The 20,211-nt window shown below is 70.5% G+C and carries 15 protein-coding genes and 1 other RNA gene; 4 read left to right on the plus strand and 12 right to left on the minus strand.

From position 1 onward, the window contains the following. Nucleotide 1: 1 nt before the first annotated feature. The 3 genes from yicI to ACZ7L1_RS10305 all read left to right on the plus strand — a co-directional run bounded on the left by yicI (nt 2) and on the right by ACZ7L1_RS10305 (nt 6,334). Nucleotides 2-2,293: an alpha-xylosidase gene (yicI, locus tag ACZ7L1_RS10295; RefSeq protein WP_471435856.1), complete on the plus strand. Its 2,292-nt coding sequence runs from the start codon at nt 2-4 to the stop codon at nt 2,291-2,293. A gap of 31 nt (nt 2,294-2,324) precedes the next feature. Continuing rightward, entirely contained in the window at nt 2,325-3,335 is a 1,011-nt protein-coding gene (locus tag ACZ7L1_RS10300; RefSeq protein WP_471435858.1) for a LacI family DNA-binding transcriptional regulator, read from the plus strand. A gap of 98 nt (nt 3,336-3,433) precedes the next feature. Continuing rightward, nucleotides 3,434-6,334: a glycoside hydrolase family 3 protein gene (locus ACZ7L1_RS10305; RefSeq protein WP_471435859.1), complete on the plus strand. Its 2,901-nt coding sequence runs from the start codon at nt 3,434-3,436 to the stop codon at nt 6,332-6,334. Nucleotides 6,335-6,384: 50 nt separating this feature from the next. Here the strand turns inward: ACZ7L1_RS10305 and ACZ7L1_RS10310 are convergent, their stop codons facing one another. From ACZ7L1_RS10310 to ftsE, 8 genes are all read right to left on the minus strand, one after another. Further along, complete coding sequence (locus ACZ7L1_RS10310; protein WP_471435921.1) at nt 6,385-6,705, minus strand: GatB/YqeY domain-containing protein; 321 nt, start codon at nt 6,703-6,705, stop codon at nt 6,385-6,387. Nucleotides 6,706-7,029: 324 nt separating this feature from the next. Beyond that, a complete protein-coding gene (locus ACZ7L1_RS10315) occupies nt 7,030-8,010 on the minus strand; it encodes an extracellular catalytic domain type 1 short-chain-length polyhydroxyalkanoate depolymerase (protein ID WP_471435861.1) in 981 nt (326 codons plus the stop codon). Nucleotides 8,011-8,187: 177 nt separating this feature from the next. Then, a complete protein-coding gene (locus tag ACZ7L1_RS10320; protein WP_471435862.1) occupies nt 8,188-9,420 on the minus strand; it encodes a DUF6215 domain-containing protein in 1,233 nt (410 codons plus the stop codon). 545 nt (nt 9,421-9,965) lie between these two features. Further along, nucleotides 9,966-10,367, minus strand: a transfer-messenger RNA (tmRNA) gene (ssrA, locus tag ACZ7L1_RS10325). A gap of 201 nt (nt 10,368-10,568) precedes the next feature. Further along, entirely contained in the window at nt 10,569-11,048 is a 480-nt protein-coding gene (gene smpB / locus ACZ7L1_RS10330; protein WP_471435863.1) for an SsrA-binding protein SmpB, read from the minus strand. A 69-nt stretch (nt 11,049-11,117) separates the two neighbouring features. After that, complete coding sequence (locus ACZ7L1_RS10335) at nt 11,118-12,278, minus strand: S41 family peptidase (RefSeq protein WP_471435864.1); 1,161 nt, start codon at nt 12,276-12,278, stop codon at nt 11,118-11,120. A 67-nt stretch (nt 12,279-12,345) separates the two neighbouring features. Next, nucleotides 12,346-13,263 carry a permease-like cell division protein FtsX gene (gene ftsX / locus ACZ7L1_RS10340; protein WP_471435865.1) on the minus strand — a complete coding sequence of 306 codons (918 nt, stop codon included), beginning with the start codon at nt 13,261-13,263 and terminating at the stop codon, nt 12,346-12,348. Nucleotides 13,264-13,291: 28 nt separating this feature from the next. Then, nucleotides 13,292-13,981: a cell division ATP-binding protein FtsE gene (ftsE, locus tag ACZ7L1_RS10345; RefSeq protein WP_103841080.1), complete on the minus strand. Its 690-nt coding sequence runs from the start codon at nt 13,979-13,981 to the stop codon at nt 13,292-13,294. A 264-nt stretch (nt 13,982-14,245) separates the two neighbouring features. On the opposite strand from ftsE, the gene ACZ7L1_RS10350 reads away from it, so the two are divergent. Next, nucleotides 14,246-14,437 carry a hypothetical protein gene (locus tag ACZ7L1_RS10350; RefSeq protein ID WP_471435866.1) on the plus strand — a complete coding sequence of 64 codons (192 nt, stop codon included), beginning with the start codon at nt 14,246-14,248 and terminating at the stop codon, nt 14,435-14,437. 102 nt (nt 14,438-14,539) lie between these two features. Here the strand turns inward: ACZ7L1_RS10350 and ACZ7L1_RS10355 are convergent, their stop codons facing one another. From ACZ7L1_RS10355 to ACZ7L1_RS10370, 4 genes are all read right to left on the minus strand, one after another. Continuing rightward, on the minus strand, nt 14,540-15,187 hold the full coding sequence (locus ACZ7L1_RS10355; RefSeq protein WP_471435867.1) for a hypothetical protein: 648 nt from the start codon (nt 15,185-15,187) through the stop codon (nt 14,540-14,542). A 346-nt stretch (nt 15,188-15,533) separates the two neighbouring features. After that, complete coding sequence (gene prfB / locus ACZ7L1_RS10360; RefSeq protein ID WP_471435868.1) at nt 15,534-16,640, minus strand: peptide chain release factor 2; 1,107 nt, start codon at nt 16,638-16,640, stop codon at nt 15,534-15,536. A gap of 252 nt (nt 16,641-16,892) precedes the next feature. Beyond that, the gene (locus tag ACZ7L1_RS10365; protein WP_471435870.1) at nt 16,893-18,122 is read right to left on the minus strand and encodes a serine/threonine-protein kinase; all 1,230 of its coding nucleotides are present in this window, start codon (nt 18,120-18,122) and stop codon (nt 16,893-16,895) included. Between the two features lie 160 nt (nt 18,123-18,282). Beyond that, complete coding sequence (locus ACZ7L1_RS10370; protein WP_471435872.1) at nt 18,283-19,953, minus strand: serine/threonine-protein kinase; 1,671 nt, start codon at nt 19,951-19,953, stop codon at nt 18,283-18,285. Nucleotides 19,954-20,211: the final 258 nt, after the last annotated feature.

The raw sequence follows: 20,211 nt of genomic DNA on the forward strand, positions 1-20,211 counted from the left end.
CTTGAAGTTCACCGACGGCTACTGGCTGCTGCGCGAAGGCGTCACCGCGGCCCACCCGGTGCAGGTCCTGGACGTGACCACGCCTGAGGGGGCCCTGGAGATCCATGCGCCGACCCAGCCCATCCGCCACCGCGGCGACCTGCTGAAGGGACCGGTCGTGACGATCAGCGCGCACGCGCCGATGCCGGACGTCATCGGCCTGACCTTCACGCACTTCGAGGGTGAGCAGCCCCGAGGGCCGAGGTTCGAGATCCAGCGGGACGACGTCCGGGGGTCTGGGGGATGTCCCCCAGAGAAACACAGCACTCCGCACGCCGAGTACGACGAGGAGACCGCCACCCTCACCGCGGGCGCCCTGTCCGTACGCGTCGCCCGCACCGGCCCCTGGCACGTCGACTTCCTCGCCCACGGCCGCACCCTCACCACCAGCGGCCCCAAGAACATGGGCATCATGCGCGACGCCTCCGGCGCCCACTACCTGCGCGAACAGCTGAGCCTCGGGGTCGGCACGTCGGTCTACGGCCTCGGTGAACGCTTCGGGCCGCTGGTGAAGAACGGCCAGGTCGTCGACATCTGGAACGCGGACGGCGGCACGGCCACCGAACAGGCCTACAAGAACGTCCCGTTCTTCCTGACCGACGCGGGCTACGGCGTGTTCGTCGACCACCCGGGCAAGGTGTCCTTCGAGGTCGGCTCGGAGGCGGTGTCGCGGGTCCAGTTCAGCGTGGAGAGCCAGCAGTTGACGTACTACGTCATCTACGGGCCCACCCCGAAGGACGTCCTGCGCAAGTACACCGCCCTCACCGGCCGCCCGGCCCTGCCGCCGGCCTGGTCGTTCGGCCTGTGGCTGTCGACCTCCTTCACCACCTCCTACGACGAGGCCACCGTCACCTCCTTCATCGACGGCATGAAGCAACGTGAACTGCCGCTTTCGGTCTTCCACTTCGACTGCTTCTGGATGCGCGAGTTCAACTGGTGCGACTTCCAGTGGGACCCGCGGGTCTTCCCCGACCCGGAGGGCATGCTGTCCCGCCTGAAGGAGCGCGGGCTGCGGGTGTGCGTGTGGATCAATCCCTACATCGCGCAGCGCTCGCCGCTGTTCGCCGAGGGCAAGGCCCTGGGCCATCTGCTGAAGAAGCCGGACGGCAGCGTGTGGCAGTGGGACCTGTGGCAGCCGGGCATGGCCCTGGTCGACTTCACCAGCCCGGACGCCCGTGACTGGTACGCCGCCAAGCTGGAGGCGCTGCTCGCCCAGGGCGTCGACTGCTTCAAGACCGACTTCGGGGAGCGCATCCCGGTCGACGTGGCCTATGCGGACGGCTCGGACCCGGAGCGGATGCACAACTACTACGCATACCTGTACAACCGCACCGTCTTCGAGGTGTTGCGCAAGCACCGCGGTGAACAGGAGGCCGTGGTCTTCGCCCGCTCGGCGACCGCGGGCAGCCAGAAGTTCCCCGTGCACTGGGGCGGCGACTGCGAGGCCACGTACGAGTCGATGGCCGAGTCGCTGCGCGGCGGGCTCAGCCTCGGTCTGTCGGGCTTCGGGTTCTGGAGCCATGACATCGGCGGCTTCGAGGGCACGCCGACCCCGGCGCTGTTCAAGCGGTGGCTGGCCTTCGGGCTGCTGTCCTCGCACAGCCGGCTGCACGGCAGTTCCTCCTACCGGGTGCCGTGGCTGTTCGACGAGGAGTCCGTGGACGTGCTGCGGCACTTCACCCGGCTCAAGCTGCGCCTGATGCCGTATCTGTACGAGGCCGCGCGCACCGCTCAGACCGAGGGCGTGCCGATGATGCGGGCGATGGTGCTGGAGTTCCCGGACGACCCCGGCTGCGCGCACCTGGAGCGGCAGTACATGCTCGGCCCGGACCTGCTGGTCGCGCCGGTCTTCAACGACGAGGGGGATGTCTCCTACTACGTGCCCGAGGGCACGTGGACCGACTACCTGACCGGGCGGACGGTGACCGGACCGCGCTGGGTGCGGGAGCGGCACGGGTTCTCCAGCGTTCCGCTGCTCGTCAGGCCGGGTGCGGTGATCCCGGTCGGCGCGGTGGACGACCGCCCCGACTATCCGTACGCCGACGGGGTCACCCTGCGCGCGTTCGGGCTGGAGCAGGGCGCGCAGGTGACGGTGCCGGTCGGGGACGTGACCTTCACCGTCGTCCGGGAGGGGAAGACGCTGCGCGCCTCCTGCAGTGATCCCCGGGCGCCCTGGGCCCTGGCGAGCGGGGAGCGGACCGCCCGTGCGGCGGCGGGCACCGGGTTCCTCTCGCTGGAGCTGGAGTCGGAGTGATGGTTCCTCCCCCCACAGGAGCTGGACTGACATGGTGAAGATCACGGACGTGGCCCGGCACGCGGGGGTCTCCCCCAGCACCGTCTCCTACGCCCTCAGCGGCAAGCGCCCCATCTCCGAGGAGACCCGGCTGCGCATCGAGGAGGCCATCCGCGAGCTGGGCTACCGCCCGCACGCCGGCGCCCGCGCGCTGGCCAGCAGCCGGTCCAACGTACTGGCGCTGGTGATGCCGCTGCGCTCCGGGATCAACGTCCCGGTGGTGATGCAGTTCGCGGTGTCGGTGGTGACGGCCGCGCGCCGGCACGACCACGACGTGCTGCTGCTCACCCAGGAGGAGGGCGAGGAGGGGCTGCGGCGCGTGGCGGACACCGCGCTGGTGGACGCGCTGATCGTGATGGACGTCCAGTTGCACGATCCGCGGCTGCCACTGCTGCGGGCCCTGGACCGGCCGTCCGTGCTGATCGGCTTCCCTGCCTCCGCGCAGGGGCTGACCTGCATCGACCTCGACTTCATGGCGGCGGGCGAACTGTGCGTGGAGCACCTGGCGGGGCTCGGGCACCGGGTGGTCGCCCTGGTCGGGTCGCCGCCGGAGGTGTACGTGCGGGGCACCGGGTTCGCACAGCGGGTGGTACAGGGGTTCACTGCGGCGGCCGACCGGCACCGGCTGGTGTCGTCGGTGCAGCCCTGCGAGGCCGCGCCGGCCGCCGCGCGCGGGGTCGCCGAGCGGCTGCTGCGCGAACAGCCCGCGCTGACGGGGGTGGTCGTGCACAACGAGGCGGTGCTCGAGCCGCTGATCGACGCCTTCGAGTCGCTCGGCCTGCGCGTACCCGGCGATCTGTCCGTCACCGCGATCTGCCCGGAGGAGCAGGCCGCCGGCGCCCGGGTGCCCATCACGTCCGTCGCCGTCCCGTCCGCCGAGGTGGGTGAGCGGGCGGTGGAGCTGCTGATGAAGAAGCTGGGCGGGTCGGCCGTTCCGGAGGCCACCCTGCTCCTCCCGCACCTCACGCTCCGCACGAGCACCGCACCGCGCTCCACGTCCTGAAGTCCGGAAGGCGCGAAGACGCGAAGCCCCGAAGCCTCGCAGCCCCGAAATTGACCGGATTCATCCCGTTGCAAGGCCCTGACCGAAGGAGCCGTGGCATGAAAGGCACGCGAGGAAGACGCAGAACGACCCTGGCCGTGGCGCTCGCCCTGATCGCGGGGCTCGGCGCCACCGTCCCCGCCCAGGCCGACGACCCCGCCCACTCCTTCCGCAACCCGAACCTCCCCGTCGAGAAGCGCGTGGACGACCTCCTCTCCCGCCTGACCCTCGACGAGAAGGTCTCCCTCCTCCACCAGTACGAACCCGCCATCCCCCGCCTCGGCATCCAGTCCTTCCGCACCGGCACCGAGGCCCTCCACGGCGTGGCCTGGCTCGGGAAGACCACGGTCTTCCCCCAGGCGATCGGGCTCGCCTCCACCTGGGACCCCTCGCTGATCCGCCAGGTCGGCTCGGCGGTCGGCGACGAGGCGCGCGGCTTCCAGCAGCAGCGCCCGGCCGGCTGGGGCCTCAACCTGTGGGCGCCCGTGGCCAACCTGCTGCGGGACCCGCGCTGGGGCCGCAACGAGGAGGGCTACTCCGAGGACCCGTACCTCACCGGCTCGATCTCCACGGCCTACGGCACGGGCCTGACGGGCGGCGACCCGGACCACCTGAAGACTGCACCCACGATCAAGCATTTCCTCGCCAACAACAACGAGGAGCACCGCGACACCACGTCCTCCGAACTGCGCCCGCGCGTACTGAAGGAGTACGACGAGCAGGCGTTCAAGCCCGCGATCGAGGCGGACGCGGCGACGGGCGTCATGTCCTCGTACAACCTCGTCAACGGCCGCCCCGACACGGTGAACCCGGCCCTGAACGACACCGTGCGCACGTGGACCTCGCAGGACCCGCTGAACGTCACGGACGCCTACGCGCCCGGCAACCTGGTCGGCAGCCAGAAGTACTACGGCACCCAGACCGAGGCGGACGCGGCGGCGCTGAAGGCCGGCATCGACAGCTTCACCGACAACGACACGAACTCAGGGCCGACGACGACCGCGATCAAGTCGGCGCTGTCGTCGGGCCTGTTGAAGGAGTCGGACGTCGACACCGCGGCACGCCATGTGCTGAGCATCCGGGTCCGGCTCGGCGAGTTCGACCCGGGCGGCGGCATGTACGGCTCGATCGACGCGTCCGTCATCGACAGCCCGGCACACCGAGCGCTGGCGCGCAAGGCGGCGACCGAGGCGGCGGTGCTGCTGAAGAACGACGGCGCGCTGCCGCTGAGGAAGTCGGGGAGCGCGGCAGTGGTCGGCCCGCTCGCCGACACCCTCTACACCGACTGGTACTCGGGCAGTCTGCCGTACGCGGTGACACCGAAGGACGGCATCGAGGCCAAGCTCGGCACGTCCGTGGCGGGCAGCGAGGGCGTGGACCGGATCGCGCTGAAGGACACGGCGACCGGCACATACGTGACCGCCGGTACGGGGGATGCGGGAGCGCCGCTGAAGGAGACGACCGAGAACGGCGCCGGCGCGCAGTTCGACGTGTACGACTGGGGCGCGGGAGTCGTCACCCTCCGCTCGGCCGCGAACGGAAAGTACGTCGGCTACAACTGGTCGAACTTCGTCAACGACCAGACTCAGCCGAACGGCTGGTACGTGCAGCAGCAGTTCAAGCTGGAGCGGCAGGACGACGGGACGTACCTGCTGCGGTACGCGGGCTACGAGACCGGCGAGTCGTGGTGGTCGAACCCGGTGTACCTGGGCCCCGTGGACGCCGACGGCACGCTCGGCCTGGTGGCCGAGGACAAGGCCGCGCACTACGCGAAGGACGTGGTCCGCAGCGGCGTCGACGACGCGGTCGCCGCGGTCAAGGGCAAGGACACGGCCGTGGTGGTGGTCGGCTCGATGCCGTCGATCAACGGGCGCGAGGCCCACGACCGTATGGACATGGGCCTGGCACCGTCACAGGAGGCGCTGGTCAGGGCGGTCCGCAAGGCCAACCCGAAGACGGTGGTCGTGGTCGAGAACAGCTACCCCACCACGCTGGGCGCCCTGCAGAAGGAGGTCCCGGCCCTGCTGTGGACGACGCACGCGGGCCAGGAGACGGGCAACGCGCTGGCCGACCTGCTGTACGGCGACGCCAACCCGGCGGGCCGCCTGACGCAGACGTGGTACCGCTCGGAGTCCGACCTCCCCTCGATCCTTGACTACGACATCATCAAGTCGAACCGGACGTACCTGTACTACAAGGGGCAGCCGCTCTACCCGTTCGGCTACGGGCTGTCGTACACGACGTTCCGCTACGGCGGGCTGGAGCGGGTCTCCGACGGCTACCAGGTGAAGGTCACCAACACGGGCCGCCGGGCCGGTGACGAGGTGGTCCAGCTGTACGTCCACCAGCGGGACTCCCGCGACAAGCAGCCGCTGAAGCAGCTGAAGGCGTACGCACGGGTGTCGCTGAAGCCGGGCGAGACGAAGACGGTCCGTCTGAAGCTGCGGGATTCGGACCTGGCGCACTGGGACGTCACGCGCTCGAAGTGGGTCGTGGAAACGGGGACGTACGACGTGACGGTCGGCGCGTCGTCGACGGACATCCGCGCGCGGGCGGCACTGAAGGTGCGCGGGGAGACGATCCCGCCCCGGGACCTCTCCGGGGTGACGCGGGCGGAGAACTTCGACGACTACAGCGCGATCAGCCTGGTGGACGAATCGAAGGCGAGCGGCACGGCGGTGTCGGCTCCCGCGGACGGGGCGTGGCTGGAGTTCGCGGACACGCGGCTGGGTTCGGGCGCGTCGACGGTCACGGCGCGGCTGGCGGGCTCGGCCGGAACCCTGGAGGTCCGGCTGGGCTCGCCCACGGGCAGGCTGGTGGGCACGGCGCGCTTCGACGGAACCTCGTCCCCGTACACCTACGACACGGTGACGGCCGCGCTGACCGGGGCGAGGGGCCGTGCGGACGTGTACCTGGTGCTGAGCAAGGGGCTTCGGCTTTCGACGTTCACGCTTCGCTGACGCACCGGACCGCGTACCGGCTCACCCGAGCCGGTACGCGGCGCAGCGGTTCACCCGGCACCCGGATCCTCGAGGAACCGAAGCAGCACAGCGGCCTCCGCTCTCAGCTGCGCGGCTCTGTCGGCATGCGCAGGAGCCGTCAACTGGTCCGCGGCCTCCAGTCGCTCAGTTGCCTCGGCCCGCACGATGTCCGCCACGCCTCGCTCGCTCAGCTCACGACGCTGTGCCTCCGCGACGCCGACGCCGACCGGCGACTCCTCAAGGGCTGTGCCGCGGAGCTCGGCTTCGCCCACCGGCACCGCCTCGGCATTGTCCAACGCGGCGAGCGTGGCGCGCAGGGCGCTCACCGCGACTTTGTCGCGGGCGCGCATCGCTTCCGGGAGGGCTTGTCGCATGCGAAGACGTAAGGTCATGCCGCTGACCGTATAGCCTGGCGCGGGCTCGACGCGACGACGCACGCGACGCGGGGTCCGGCCCTGCTGAGCTCGTTGAGCGCGGATCGGACGGCCTGTTGCCCGTACAAGGGCTGGAACCTGGCGATGGTCTTGGCGTCCATGGCCGCGTTCTCGGGCAGCCGGTCGAGGAGGCTCGCGAGGTAGGCCTCGCGGGCCGGGAGGTGATCGAAGTCCCCGGCTCGGGACGGCAACTGCTCGGGCGCGGATCCGCGAGCTGGACCGACAGGGTCTCGCACCGACTCAGCCGAGCCCCCAGGCACGCCCGAGCCGGTAGGCGGCGCACAGGTTCACGTCGAGGAAGTAGGAGCCGACCGCCCCGCACTGCTCGCTCCCGGTCCCGGGGTCGACGGGCTGGCCGTGCCCCATGCCGGTGATGCTGTACGTCTCCACGACGGCGTTCCCGGACGGGTCCCTGAAAACCTGGTGAGGATACCCGGCGACGGTGTCGCTGACGTCAGCCGTCTGGTCGGCGCCGTGCACATCGGTCCACTGCTTCATCAGATCGGTCATGTTGACGGGCTTGACGGTGTAGTCGGCCGTCCCCTGGAAGACCGTGAGCGTCGGCCAGGGTCCGCCGTACCCCGGGCGGGCGGCCCGCACCCGGTCGCCCCACTGCTTCGGGGTCTGGGTGGCCCCGACGTACATGCAGACGTACGGCGACCCGGCGGCCTGCGCGCAGCCGTACGGCAGCCCCGCGACGATCCCGCCCGCGGCGAACTTCTCCGGGTACGTCGCCATCATCACGGCGGTCATGCCGCCCCCGGCCGACAGCCCGGTCACGTACACGCGTCCCGGGTCCCCGGAGACGTCGGCGAGCTGCCGGTCGACCATCTGGGCGATCGACGCGGCCTCGCCCTGGCCGCGCTCGATGTCACCGCTCTGGAACCAGTCGAAGCAGTTCGAGGGGTTGTTGCCGCTCTGCTGCTGCGGCAGCACCACGGAGAACCCCCACCGGTCGGCGAGCTGGATCCACCCGCTTCCGGTGCCGTACCCGGCGGCGTCCTGGGTGCACCCGTGCAAGGCGACGACGACGGGCCGCCCGGCGGGAAGCCCACCGGGAACGTACCGGAACATGCGCAGCGCACCGGGGTTCGACCCGAACCCGGTGACCTCCACGAGGGAGGCCGCCGAGGCTGTGCCCGGCGTGAGGAAGGCGGCGAGGAGGGCGACCAGGAGGCTCGCCAGGACGAAGTAGCGACGTGCGGCTCTGGGGTGCGTCATGCCGGGGACCGTAGGGAGAGACACCTCCCCCCGATATGGGACGGGACACCACAACAAGCGCGCTGCTTGTGTGCGGGCCACGCCACTGCTCGGGCAGGAGCCGGATCCGCCGGTCGGCGAGAGTCGGCTTCCCCCCGGTATGACGGTCCACAGGCGCGCCTCCCTGCCGGCGGTCCGTCATCCGTTGGCGGCCCACCCCGGGATCGTCGGCAGCACCTTCTCGGCGACGCGGAGCAGTACCGCGTCGTCGGGCACCGCGCCGTCCGCGCGCCACAGGGCCACCTCGAAGGAGCCGCCGCTGTCGTTGGCGTCGCGGGCCACGGTGAGGACCCGGGCCGGGACGCCCGGACCGCTGCCGGTGTCGCTCCCGCCGAGGCGGAAATGGATGCTGATGGTGCGGTCCGAGTACAGGACGGCCGGTCGCCCGAGAACCGTCCGCGGCCTGGCGCCGTCGCCCAGGAGCACGGCCGTCCCGGCCACCGGAAGGCGGTCGTAGGTGGCCGACAGCGTCACCGTGTAGGTGCCGAACTCAACCTGAGCCGAGGGGTTGTCGATCTCCTTGCCACCGGCGAGTTCGACCGAGCCGTCGCTGCCGCTGGCGTTCTTCGCGGTCTCCCCGGGCGTGCCCAGCAGTTCGGCGAGGTCGGGACGGTTCACAGCCTTGCAGAGTTGCGCACCGGAGACATGCCGAGACGCGTTCCCCGGCGACTTGTCGCGCTCCGCGTCCGAACACGTAGCGGTCGTCGCAGCACTGCCCGAGGACGACGTCTGCCCGAACGTCCACAGAACGACACCGAGTACCGCTACCACCGCCACGGCCGCGACGGCCTGTCCCCAGGGGTTGGGGCCCTTCGTGGGCACCACGTGGTGCGGCTCGTCCTGCTCCGACGCCACGTCCCTCCCCTCTCTGCTTCCTTCGTTCACGGGCACTGGGGTCGGGCCACCGGACGCGGCGGTCCGCACGGCTCGGCGCAGGCGGAGCATGCCTCTGACCGTGCGGATCCGCCAAGCGGTGAAGGCGAGGAATACCACGCCGGTGAGAGTGGGGATCTTCCAACTGCCGGCGCCGTCGCGGGTCGCGGTGTGGTCGCCGGAGCCGTCGACGAGGGCGGGCAGGGTGCCGTCGGCGGGGCGGTTCTCGATGATTCCGTCGACGGCGACGCGGCTGATACTGACGGAGTGGTCAGTGGCCTCGAACGAGCCCTTGCAGGCCCAGCCTTCCTGCCACAGATCGGCCAGGCCGCCGGTCGCGGGCGTGCACTCGGACACCCTGACCGTGCCATGCACTCCCGTCGCCTCGGCGTAGGCCTGCCGAGCCCCCTGCACGGTCAGGAACAGCCCGAAGAGCAGCCCGACGACGGCGAGGGATATCTCGCGGGGAAGCGGCGGGAGAAGGCGGAGCAGGAACATCGGTCGATGAGTCCTTTTGAATGTCGGTGAGCCGAGTCAGGCAAGGGCGCGCATTTTTGATCTCAGCGATGTTTCGAGCAGTCTCGGGTACGCCGCCCACTGCTACAGGACGACGTCGAGGACGCGCAGCTGGGAAAGCCTGGTCCGGGCCGCAAGAGAAGCATCCTTCTTCGTGAAGCAGGCAGGCCGAGGCGTGCCCGCCGAAGCAGTGGACGTGGCGGCGGTTCCCCCGACCGCGGGCTGGAGTGCGCGCCGGCGGAGGGGTCGGGTCCACGGAGACGCGACGGTCACCATAGACATGCCAAGACGGACGAGGACAAGATCCGTGCGAGGCATGGCCAAAAGCCGACCACTCGGCCGAGCATGGCGAAACGGCACAGAACCTGTACGCCATCTGTGAAGATCGCGGGGCGCAACAGGGGTCCCGGCGCCGCTCGCAGTTGGCCGGAACGCGCCTCTGCTGTCCACGCACGGCAAAGGCCCCGCCGCTCGAAAGCGACGGGGCCTCGCCCACATGGGGTTCAGGAGGCCGGGGGGCCTCCTGATCGTGGAGATGGCGGGAATCGAACCCGCGTCCAACGGTGAAGAATCAGGGCTTCTCCGTGTGCAGTCCGCTGTGCTTTTCTCGGCCCCGGAGATCACGCGGACAAGTCTCCGACGGGCCCAGTCACTGTGTGGTTTCCCTCTTCACCCCGTGACCGGGATCAAGGTTTAGTTCCCTAGTTGATGCCAGGATCCGGGTCGGGAACAGCCCCAGGCTGACACTCCCTTTAGTAGGGCAGCTGCAGCTCGCTACCTAGATCAGGCAGCGAGGGCCAGCTGGCCCTGGGAGAGATCGCGCTTGGAATTGGCGATTATTTTTTTCGGCCTGTGGTTTACGAGATCATGGCCGCTTCCTCGACACGCTTCCCCTGCTTCGACAGCCGCTGTCGAAACCGATCATCCCCATGTTGATTTTTCAATCAGCGTCCCTCTCGAGGAGGGACCCGCACCGGCTACGCGGTGCGATGCCATCATACGGGATCAACGCATCCCGTCGCCATCGTATTCCCGGCGGTCATCCCGCCGTGGTACCGGGTTCAACACCACCGGGTGCCCGGTCCTTCCCGGCTCACGCCGGTGTTCCCGCTCGACGCCGGTGGCCCCGCTCACGCCCGCTGCCGGCGACGCACCGCGGAGATCGCCCGCTCCGCCTCGCGCCGGTCCTGCTTCTCGCGGAGCGTCTGCCGCTTGTCGTACTCCTTCTTGCCCTTCGCCAGCGCGATCTCGATCTTGGCCCGGCCGTCCTTGAAGTACAGGGACAGGGGCACGATCGTGTGACCCGTCTCCTGCGACTTGGACTCCAGCTTGGCGATCTCGTCGCGGTGCAGCAGCAGCTTCCGCTTGCGGCGGGCACTGTGGTTGGTCCAGGTGCCCTGGCTGTACTCCGGCACGTGCACGTTGTGCAGCCACGCCTCGTGCCCGTCGAGCTGCACGAAGCCGTCGACCAGCGATGCCCGCCCCTGGCGCAGCGACTTCACCTCGGTGCCCATGAGGACGAGCCCGGCCTCGTAGGTGTCGAGGATGTGGTAGTCGTGCCGCGCCTTCTTGTTCTGAGCGATCAGCTTGCGCCCTTTTTCCTTAGCCATAGTGCCGCCCATTTTCGCACTACAGGGGGGTGTGCGGGGAAGTCGATTACTTGGCGTCGCGGCGCGTCGCTACGAGGCGTCGCCCAGGCCGCCGAGCACCGTCTCGGCCCGCTGGAGCGCCCCGTCGTCGGCCTCCAGGTCGGGGGTGATGCCGCGGCCGTCGACGCCGCGGCCCGCGGGAGTGCGGTAGTGGCCGACGGTCAGCTCGGCGACGGAGCCGTCCGGAAGGCGGCTCGGCATCTGGATGGAGCCCTTGCCGAAGGTGCGGGTGCCCACCACCACCGCCCGGCCGCGGTCCTGGAGGGCACCGGTGAGCAGTTCGGCCGCGCTCATGGTGCCGCCGTCGACGAGCGCGACCAGGGGTCTGGTGGTGTCGCCGCCGGGCTCGGCGTGCAGGACACGCTGGTCACCGTCGACGTCGTAGGTGCCCACCAGCCCGCCGTCGAGGAAGGCGGACGCGGCGGTGACGGCCTCGGCGACGAATCCTCCGGAGTTGCCGCGCAGGTCGAGCACGATCCCGCCGCCCTTGGGCGCCCGGTCGACGGCTTCCCGTACGCGGTCCCCGGAGCCCTTGGTGAACGCGGTGACCTTGATCAGCATGATGCCCCGGGCGAGCCGGCGCACGGTCACCGAGTCCGTGGACAGCCGGGCCCGGCGCAGCACCTCGCTCCAGGTGTGCGTGCCACGCTGCAGTCCGAGCCGCACGCGGGAGCCGGCCCCCGCGTCGTCGGCGTCGCCCCGCAGCAGGGAGACGACCTCGGTGACGGGCCTGCCGGTGACGTCCTCCCCGTCGACGCCGCACAGCAGGTCGCCCTTGCGGATCCCGGCGCGGGCCGCGGGCGAGCCGGGCTGCACCCGGGTCACCTCGATCCGCCCGTCGCTCTCCCGCCGGGCCGACAGCCCCACGCCGGTGTACTGGCCGTCGAGGGCCTCCTCCAACTCCTCGTACTCGCCCTGGGAGTAGACGGCGCTCCACCGGTCGCCGCTGCGGCTGACCGCGCGCTCGGCGGCCTCCATCGGGGACTTGCCGTCGGCCATCGCCCGCTCGGCGGCCTCGGTGACGTCGTCGTGGCCGGCCGGGACCACCGACTCCGTGGAGGGCTGTTTCGCGTCGCCTCCGCCGAACGAGCCGGTCGCGGCGCCGGCGACGAGGACGCTCGCGAAGACCAACGTCAGGGCCGCCCCGTGGCGGATGCGACGGGGCTGACAGAACAGGTCACGGCCTGACATGCCGGTGAGTCTAGGACAACGCAAGGGGGCGTACGGGCGGTTGCCCGTACGCCCCCATTGGCATGCGTCACACCTTCAGGTACTTGCGCAACGCAAAGAACGCCGCCAGCGCGGGCATCAGCAGGCTCGTGGCGAGTATCAGCGGCAGCTTGGTCAGGACGGCGTCCCAGCCGATGAAGTTGATCAGGTTGAGCTTGTGGGACAGGTCGAGGCCGTGGTCGATGATGAAGTACCGCGCGATCAACAGGAATGCGCAGGCGACCGTGCCGCCGATGAGTCCGGCGACAGCGGCCTCCGCGATGAACGGGGCCTGGATGTAGAAGCCGGAGGCGCCGACCAGACGCATGATGCCGGTCTCACGACGACGGCTGAACGCGGAGACGCGCACCGTGTTGACGATCAGCATCAGCGCGACGACCAGCATCATCGCCATGACCGCGCGGGCGGCCCAGTTCATGCCGTTGAGCAGCCCGAAGAGGTTGTCCAGGATGCCCTTCTGGTCCTGCACCGACTGCACGCCGTCGCGGCCGTTGAAGGCGGACGCGATGACCTGGTACTGCTCCGGGTTCTTCAGCTTGATGCGGTACGACTCCTGCATCTGGTCCGGGGTGAGCGAACTGGCCAGCGGCGAGTCGCCGAACTGCTCCTTGTAGTGCTTGTAGGCCTCGTCCTGGGACTCGTAGGTGACCTTCTCGACGACCGACATCTTCTTCAGGTCGGAGAGGATCTGGTCCTTCTGCTCCTGGGTGACCGCGCCCTTGGAGCAGTTGGGGTCGGACTCCGCGTCGCTCTTGTTGCACAGGAAGATCGAGACGTTGACCTTGTCGTACCAGTAGCCCTTCATCTGGTTGACCTGATCGCTCATCAGCAGCGACCCGCCGAACAGGGCCAGCGAGAGGGCCACCGAGACGATCACCGCGAAGGTCATCGTCAGATTGCGGCGGAGACCGACACCGATCTCCGACAGTACGAACTGCGCGCGCATGGCGTCTGCTCAAGCCTTTCCGTGGAACTCAGTGCTGGTAGCCGTAGACGCCGCGCGCCTGGTCGCGGACGAGGCGGCCCTTCTCCAGCTCGATGACGCGCTTGCGCATCTGGTCCACGATGTTCTGGTCGTGGGTCGCCATCACCACGGTCGTGCCCGTCCGGTTGATCCGGTCGAGCAGCTTCATGATGCCGACGGAGGTCTGCGGGTCGAGGTTGCCGGTGGGCTCGTCGGCGATCAGCAGCTTGGGCCGGTTGACGAAGGCCCGCGCGATGGCCACGCGCTGCTGCTCACCGCCGGAGAGCTCGCCGGGCATCCGGTCCTCCTTGCCGCCGAGCCCGACGAGGTCGAGCACCTGGGGCACGGACTTGCGGATCTCGCCCCGCGACTTGCCGATGACCTCCTGCGCGAAGGCCACGTTCTCGGCGACCGTCTTGTTGGGCAGGAGCCGGAAGTCCTGGAAGACCGTCCCCAGCTGGCGGCGCATCTGCGGCACCTTCCAGTTGGAGAGGCGGGCGAGGTCCTTGCCCAGGACGTGCACCTGCCCGGTGCTGCACCGCTCCTCGCGGAGGATCAGCCGCAGGAAGGTGGACTTCCCGGAGCCGGAGGACCCCACGAGGAAGACGAACTCGCCCTTCTCCACCTCCAGGGAGACATCCCTGAGTGCGGGGCGGGTCTGCTTGGGGTAGACCTTGGAGACGTTGTCGAATCGGATCACGGATGCACCACGGGCCGTCGGGGGTAGGTGAGCGTGACCATACGCGAACCGGGCACAGGAGCGCAGTCGCCGGTCGTGGTTACGGGGGAGTTGCACGTTTTGTCATAGCCCCACGGGGTACGGAGGGGCACTGTGACGCCCTCCACGGCCGTGGGACTGGCGGAGCCCGCGCAGCGGCTCGCGGAACCTGGCACAGTGGATTGGGAACTGTTGCGTTCCCGGAAACGTTGTGTACGTGTAAGCGGCACGAGGAGGGCGAGGCGCATGACGTACGACCGATTGGTGTGCGCGAACTGCGCGGCGCCCGTGAACGAGGGCCGCTGTCCCGTGTGCCGCGCCAGCCGGGAGCGCCTTCAGCAGGAGAACCCCTGGTCAGGGCTGACGCCGGCGGCGCTGATCGCCCTGGTGGCCGTGCTGATCGCGGCGGTGGCGCTGCTGGCGCACCAGACGGCGTAGCGGAGCGGGAAAGACGGGTGTACGGGAAGGGCCCGGGGCGATGCGCCCCGGGCCCTTCTCACATTGCTCTCACGCCTGCGGGTGAGGCTGTGCGCCCCTCGCTCAGGCGGCGGCCCCGCCGCGACCGTTGATCAGGCGCGGCATCACACGGAAGCCGATACCGCCGGCGATCATCGTGGCGGCGCCGACCAGCAGGAACGCGGTCTGGCCGGCACCCGTCTCGGCCAGCTGCTTGCCGCTGCCCTGGGCGGAGGTGTCGGTGGTGCCGCTGTCGGAGCCCGTGTCGGTCAGGACCGAGGAGCCCTTGCCCTGCTGGACGGGGCTGTTGCCGCCGCCGTCGGGGTTGGTGTTGTTGCCGCCACCGTTGTTGCCGTTGCCGTTCCCGTTGCCGCCGCCGTGGCCGGTGGAGGGGGGTGCCTCCGTGGGCTCGGTGGGGTCGCCGGTGGGCTGGGGCGGCTCTTCGGTGGGCGGGGTCACCGGCGGAGTCACGGGCGGAGTCACGGGCGGGGTCACGGGCGGGGTGACCGGCGGCGTCTCCGTCGGGATGCCGGTCTCGCTGGGCGGAGGAGTGGTCGGGTCGTCTTCGCCGGTACCCACGCCGACACCGACACCCACACCGTTCTCGCCGGCGCTCGCGCCGATCTTGATGTCGAGCGCCGAGGCGGCACCCGCGGCGGTCAGCGACGCACCGGCGGCGATCACCGCACCGGCTGCTATCCGCGCCACCCGGATCCGCGTCTTCTTGGTCATCAGGCTGCTACCCCCAGTAGCTGATCGTCATTGGAGCAGCGTCCGGGGCGACGGCACTCGAGGGCAGCTGTGCTTTTGAGCAAGTCCCCCGGTTCACATGCGCCCCAGAGATACGCATGCCGCGCTTTACCCTTCCGAGTTTTCACAGCAACGTCAAGGTCGTTGCGCGCGCGATGTCCGATAACGCGTCTTTTACGGGAGAAGCGGGACTGTGAGTGTGATGTAAAACCCAGACATCGGGAGACAGACAAGGCAACTGCCCCTGGGCGAGGTGCAGTTGCCTTGTCGACAAAACGCTGTTTTTGCGGCCGGTTTTTCCGGCGGCGTCGGGCCGAGCGCGCCCGGTTTACTTCTCCTGCTGCTTGCGCCAGCGAATTCCGGCTTCGATGAAGCCGTCGATCTCGCCGTTGAAGACGGCCTCGGGGTTGCCGACCTCGTACTCGGTGCGCAGGTCCTTGACCATCTGGTACGGGTGCAGGACGTACGAACGCATCTGGTTGCCCCAGGAGTTGCCGCCGTCGCCCTTGAGGGCGTCCATCTTGGCCTGCTCCTCCTGGCGTCGCCGCTCCAGGAGCTTGGCCTGCAGGACGTTCATGGCGGTGGCCCGGTTCTGGATCTGGGACCGCTCGTTCTGGCAGGTGACGACGATGCCGGTGGGCAGGTGCGTGATGCGGACCGCGGAGTCCGTCGTGTTCACGCCCTGGCCGCCGGGCCCGGAGGAACGGAAGACGTCGACCCGGATCTCGGACTCGTCGATCTCGACGTGGTCGGACTGCTCCACCACGGGGAGGACCTCGACGCCGGCGAAGGAGGTCTGGCGACGCCCCTGGTTGTCGTAGGGCGAGATACGGACGAGCCGGTGGGTGCCCTGCTCGACGGAGAGGGTGCCGTAGGCGTACGGCGCCTGGACGGCGAGGGTCGTGGACTTGATGCCCGCCTCTTCGGCGTACGACGTCTCGTAGACCTCCGTCTTGTAGCCGTGCCGCTCGGCCCAGCGCAGGTACATGCGCTGGAGCTTCTCGGCGAAGTCGGCGGCGTCGACGCCGCCGGCCTCGGCACGGATGTTGACGAGCGCCTCACGGGCGTCGTACTCGCCGCTGAGGAGCGTCCGCACCTCCATCTCGTCCAGCGCCTTCTTGACCGCGACGAGCTCGGCCTCGGCCTCGACACGGGTGTCCGGGTCGTCCTCGGCCTCGGCGAGCTCGAAGAGCACACCGAGGTCGTCGATCCGGCCGCGCAGGGCCTCGGCCTTTCGCACCTCGGCCTGGAGGTGGGAGAGCCTGCTGGTGATTTTCTGCGCCTCGTCCGGGTTGTCCCAGAGGGACGGCGCGGCCGCCTGCTCCTCGAGCACGGCGATGTCTGCCCTCATCTTGTCGAGGTCCAGAACGGCCTCGATCGACTCCATGGTCGAGGAGAGGGACTTGAGCTCTTCGGATACATCGACGACTGCCACGCATCCAGCGTAACGGCTCCGCCAAGCACGCCATGCCGGGTGACCGCACGGTTACCGGGCGCCCAAGGCCGCGGGGTACGGCCCCTGGGGGCTCCACCCCGGACCCGATCGGCCTGACGGCCGGGGTCCGGGGCCCCAGACGGCCGGCGACGCAGTCACACCGTGGTGGCATCGGCAGATGCGCGGGTGCGGGCCGTCCGTGGCCCCCCGCGCCCCTTAAGGGGCGCAGCCACCGCCCCTCCGGTCCCCGGCTCAGGGCGACGCCGGAGCCGAGTTCCCCGAGGTCGGCGGCGGAGCCCCGGTGTCGTCACCCGAGGTCGCCCACCACGCGCCCACCCCGATCGCCGCCGCCAGTACCGCGGCCGCCACACCCAGCGTGATCCGGCGGCGCCGGGCCGCCGCGCGGTGGCGGGCCGAGCCCGGGCGGGGGGCGCCCGGGGTGCGAGGGGCGCGGGCCGTGCCGCGGGCGCCGCCCGCAAGTTCGTCCGGGCCCGGCACCCGCATCGAGGTGTGGGTGTCCCGGTTCGAGTCCGGTTTCGCCCCCGGTACCAGGGGCACCGCTCCTCGCCGCGCCCGTGTCACCACCGGCTCCCCGGGCGTCTCGTACGGCTCCTCCACCGGCTCCGCGTCCGGTTCGTCCACGTCCAGCGGCGGCATGCCCGCCAGCAGCGGCAGCTGCTCCCGCAGCCGCGTCGCCAGCTCCGACGCCCGCAGTCGTGACGCCGGCGCCTTCGCCAGGCACTGCACGATCAGCTGCCACAACTCGTCCGGGATGCCGGGCAGGGGGACGACCGTCTCCGTGACATGGCGGCGCAGGACCGCGCCCGGGTGGCCGCCGCCGAACGGCGTGAAGCCCGCGAGGAGCTCGTACAGCACCGTGGCCAGCGCGTAGATGTCCACCGCCGCCCTCGGCGGCAGGCCCTCCACTATCTCCGGCGCCAGATAGTCCGGGGTGCCGATGATCTTCGTGGCCTTGCTCCGCCGCGGCGAGTCGATCAGCTTCGCCACGCCGAAGTCCGTCAGCAGTGCCGGGTGCGCCCCGCCGGGGCCCAGCGGCCCCTGCATGTCGAGCAGGATGTTCTCCGGCTTCACGTCGCGGTGCACGATGCCCGCCGCGTGCGCCGCCGCCAGCCCCTCCGCCACGTCGGCCACGATCGCGACCGCCGCCTCGGGCGCGAGGCGCCGCTCCCGGTCCAGACGGGTGCGCAGATCCGTGCCGCGGACCAGGTCCATGACGAGGGCCAGATCGTTGCCGTCGACCACCAGGTCCCGTACGGACACGACGTGCGGATGGTCCAGCCCCAGCAGCGCCGTGCGCTCCTGGACGAAGCGGCCCACGAGCTCCTGGTCGGACGCGAGGTCCTCCCGCAGCAGCTTGATGGCGACGGGCCCGTCAGGCCCCTCGCCCAGCCACACCGTGCCGGCGCTCCCCCGCCCCAGGATCTGGTTGGCGGTGTACCGGCTGCCGATCTTCCGTGCCAAGTCTGCTCCTACTGGGGACGCGTGTTGCCGACCCTGCGCCGGACCCCGATCGACAAAACTACGCGTCCGAAGCGGCAACCTTCACCGCGGAGCGGGAAATCACCCGTCGGATGTCGACAAATCCCCAAGCTCGGTGTGCACGAAGGCCATCCGGAGCCCGCTACTTGTTGCCCAGCTGCCCGATCCAGTCGGCCGCGGTGGAGAACCAGTCGCTCAACTGCTGCCAGTACGACTTGGTCGTCCCGATCCAGTCCTGCAGCGGGCTGAACTCCCACACCAGCCACCCGGCGACGAACAGGATGACGATCGTGAACAGGCACCCCTTGAGGCAGCCGAGCCCCGGGATCTTCATCGGGTTCGCGCTGCGCTGCCGCGGCGGCCGGGGCTCACGCGCCGGACGGGGCGCCGGCTGCTGGGGCTGCTGGGGCGCGGGCGCGTACCGCTGCGGCTGGTGCTGCGGGGCGGGCGCGTACTGCTGCCGCTGGGGCGCGTACTGCTGGGGCTGCCCCTGCGGACGGCCGTACCCCGGCCCGGGCTGCTGCCGCTGCGGAGGGCCTTGCTGCGGACGCTGCTGGGGGCGCGCCACCTGCCGCTGCGGGCGGCGGCGCAGCGGGTCCTCGCTGGGGTCGAGGTACGCCTGGACCTGCGTCTGCTCGTTACGGTCACGGGCCGCGCGCAGCTGGCTCTGCCAGGGGTGCGGCTCCTCCCGACCGGGCTGCCCGCCGGGCCCGTGCGGCGGCATGGGCGGCATCACGGCCGTCGGGTCGGCGGCCCCGCCCGTGGGCAGGACGGCGGTGGGGTCGGCGGAGCCGGGCGGGGTGTGCGGCAGAACGCTGGTCGCCGCGTTCGGGTCGTACGAGGACGCCGGGCCCTGCGGCAGTACCTGGGTGGGGTCGGCGGAGCCGGGGACGGTCGCCGGGGCCGGGTCGGGGCCGAGCAGGGCGGCCACGCCCTCGGCGGCGGCGATCTGCGCGGAGTTCGCGTGCACGCCGACGCCCTCGGCGACCACCCGCAGTGCCCGGGCCAGGTTCTCGGCGCTCGGCCGGCCCTCCGGGTTCTTGCGCAGGCAGCGCTCTATCACCGTCCACAGCGGGTCGGGCACCGTGGACGGGCGGCGCGGTTCGGCGCTCAGGTGCTGGTGGAGCACTTCGAGGGCCGAACCGCCGGAGAACGGCGGACGCCCGGTGACCAGCTCGTACAGCAGAATGCCGGCGCCGTAGATGTCCACGGCCGAGGTCTGCGGGCGGCCCTCGGCCGATTCCGGGGCGACGTAGGCGGGCGTGCCCACGAACTCGCTCGTGCGCGTGAGGCCGGGCGAGTCGGCGAGCCGGGCGATGCCGAAGTCGGTCAGCATCGGGTGCATCTGGCCGTCGTGCTGCGCGAGCAGGACGTTCGCGGGCTTCAGGTCGCGGTGGACGACGCCGTCGGCGTGGCTCGCGGCCAGCGCGTCGGCGATCTGGGCGGTGAGCAGGGCGGCGGCGACCGGGGTGAAGGGGCCGTTCTCGCGCAGGTAGCGGTGCAGGTCGGGACCGTCGACGAGGTCCATGACCAGGGCCAGCAGATCGCCCTCGACCACCAGATCGCGGACCCGCACGATGTTCGGGTGGGTCAGCCGGAGCAGGACGGACCGCTCCCGCAGGAACCGCATGACGACATCGGGGTCGCTCGCCAGCTCCTCCTTGAGGACCTTGATCGCCACGGTCTCGCCGGGCCGGCCCGCGACGGCCGCCTCGGCGCCCGCGGTCTCGCGCTGGCGGGCTCGCCAGACGGTGCCCGTGGCGCCGCGTCCCAGCGGCTCCTCAAGGAGGTACTTGCTCCCTACCGGCCGCACGTCATGCGCTCCCTGTTGCTTGCTTCTCCGGTCGTCCACCGCGCTACCGGTGTCCCGCCCACTGTAGTGCCGAGGTACCTGGCACCGAGCTGTCGACGGCCTGTGGGTCACGTGCCCCGCATGGATGAGGTACGTATTCGGCTCCCGCACCTGTTCGATGACAAGACGCTCGCTTCGGTTCAGTTGGTTGCCCGATCCGGGCGTGACCGATCTCAAGCGGGCACCGGCCGGGCACTGGTCAGGCACTTTTACGGGCAG

This window comes from Streptomyces sp. NPDC107546 (assembly GCF_055639175.1).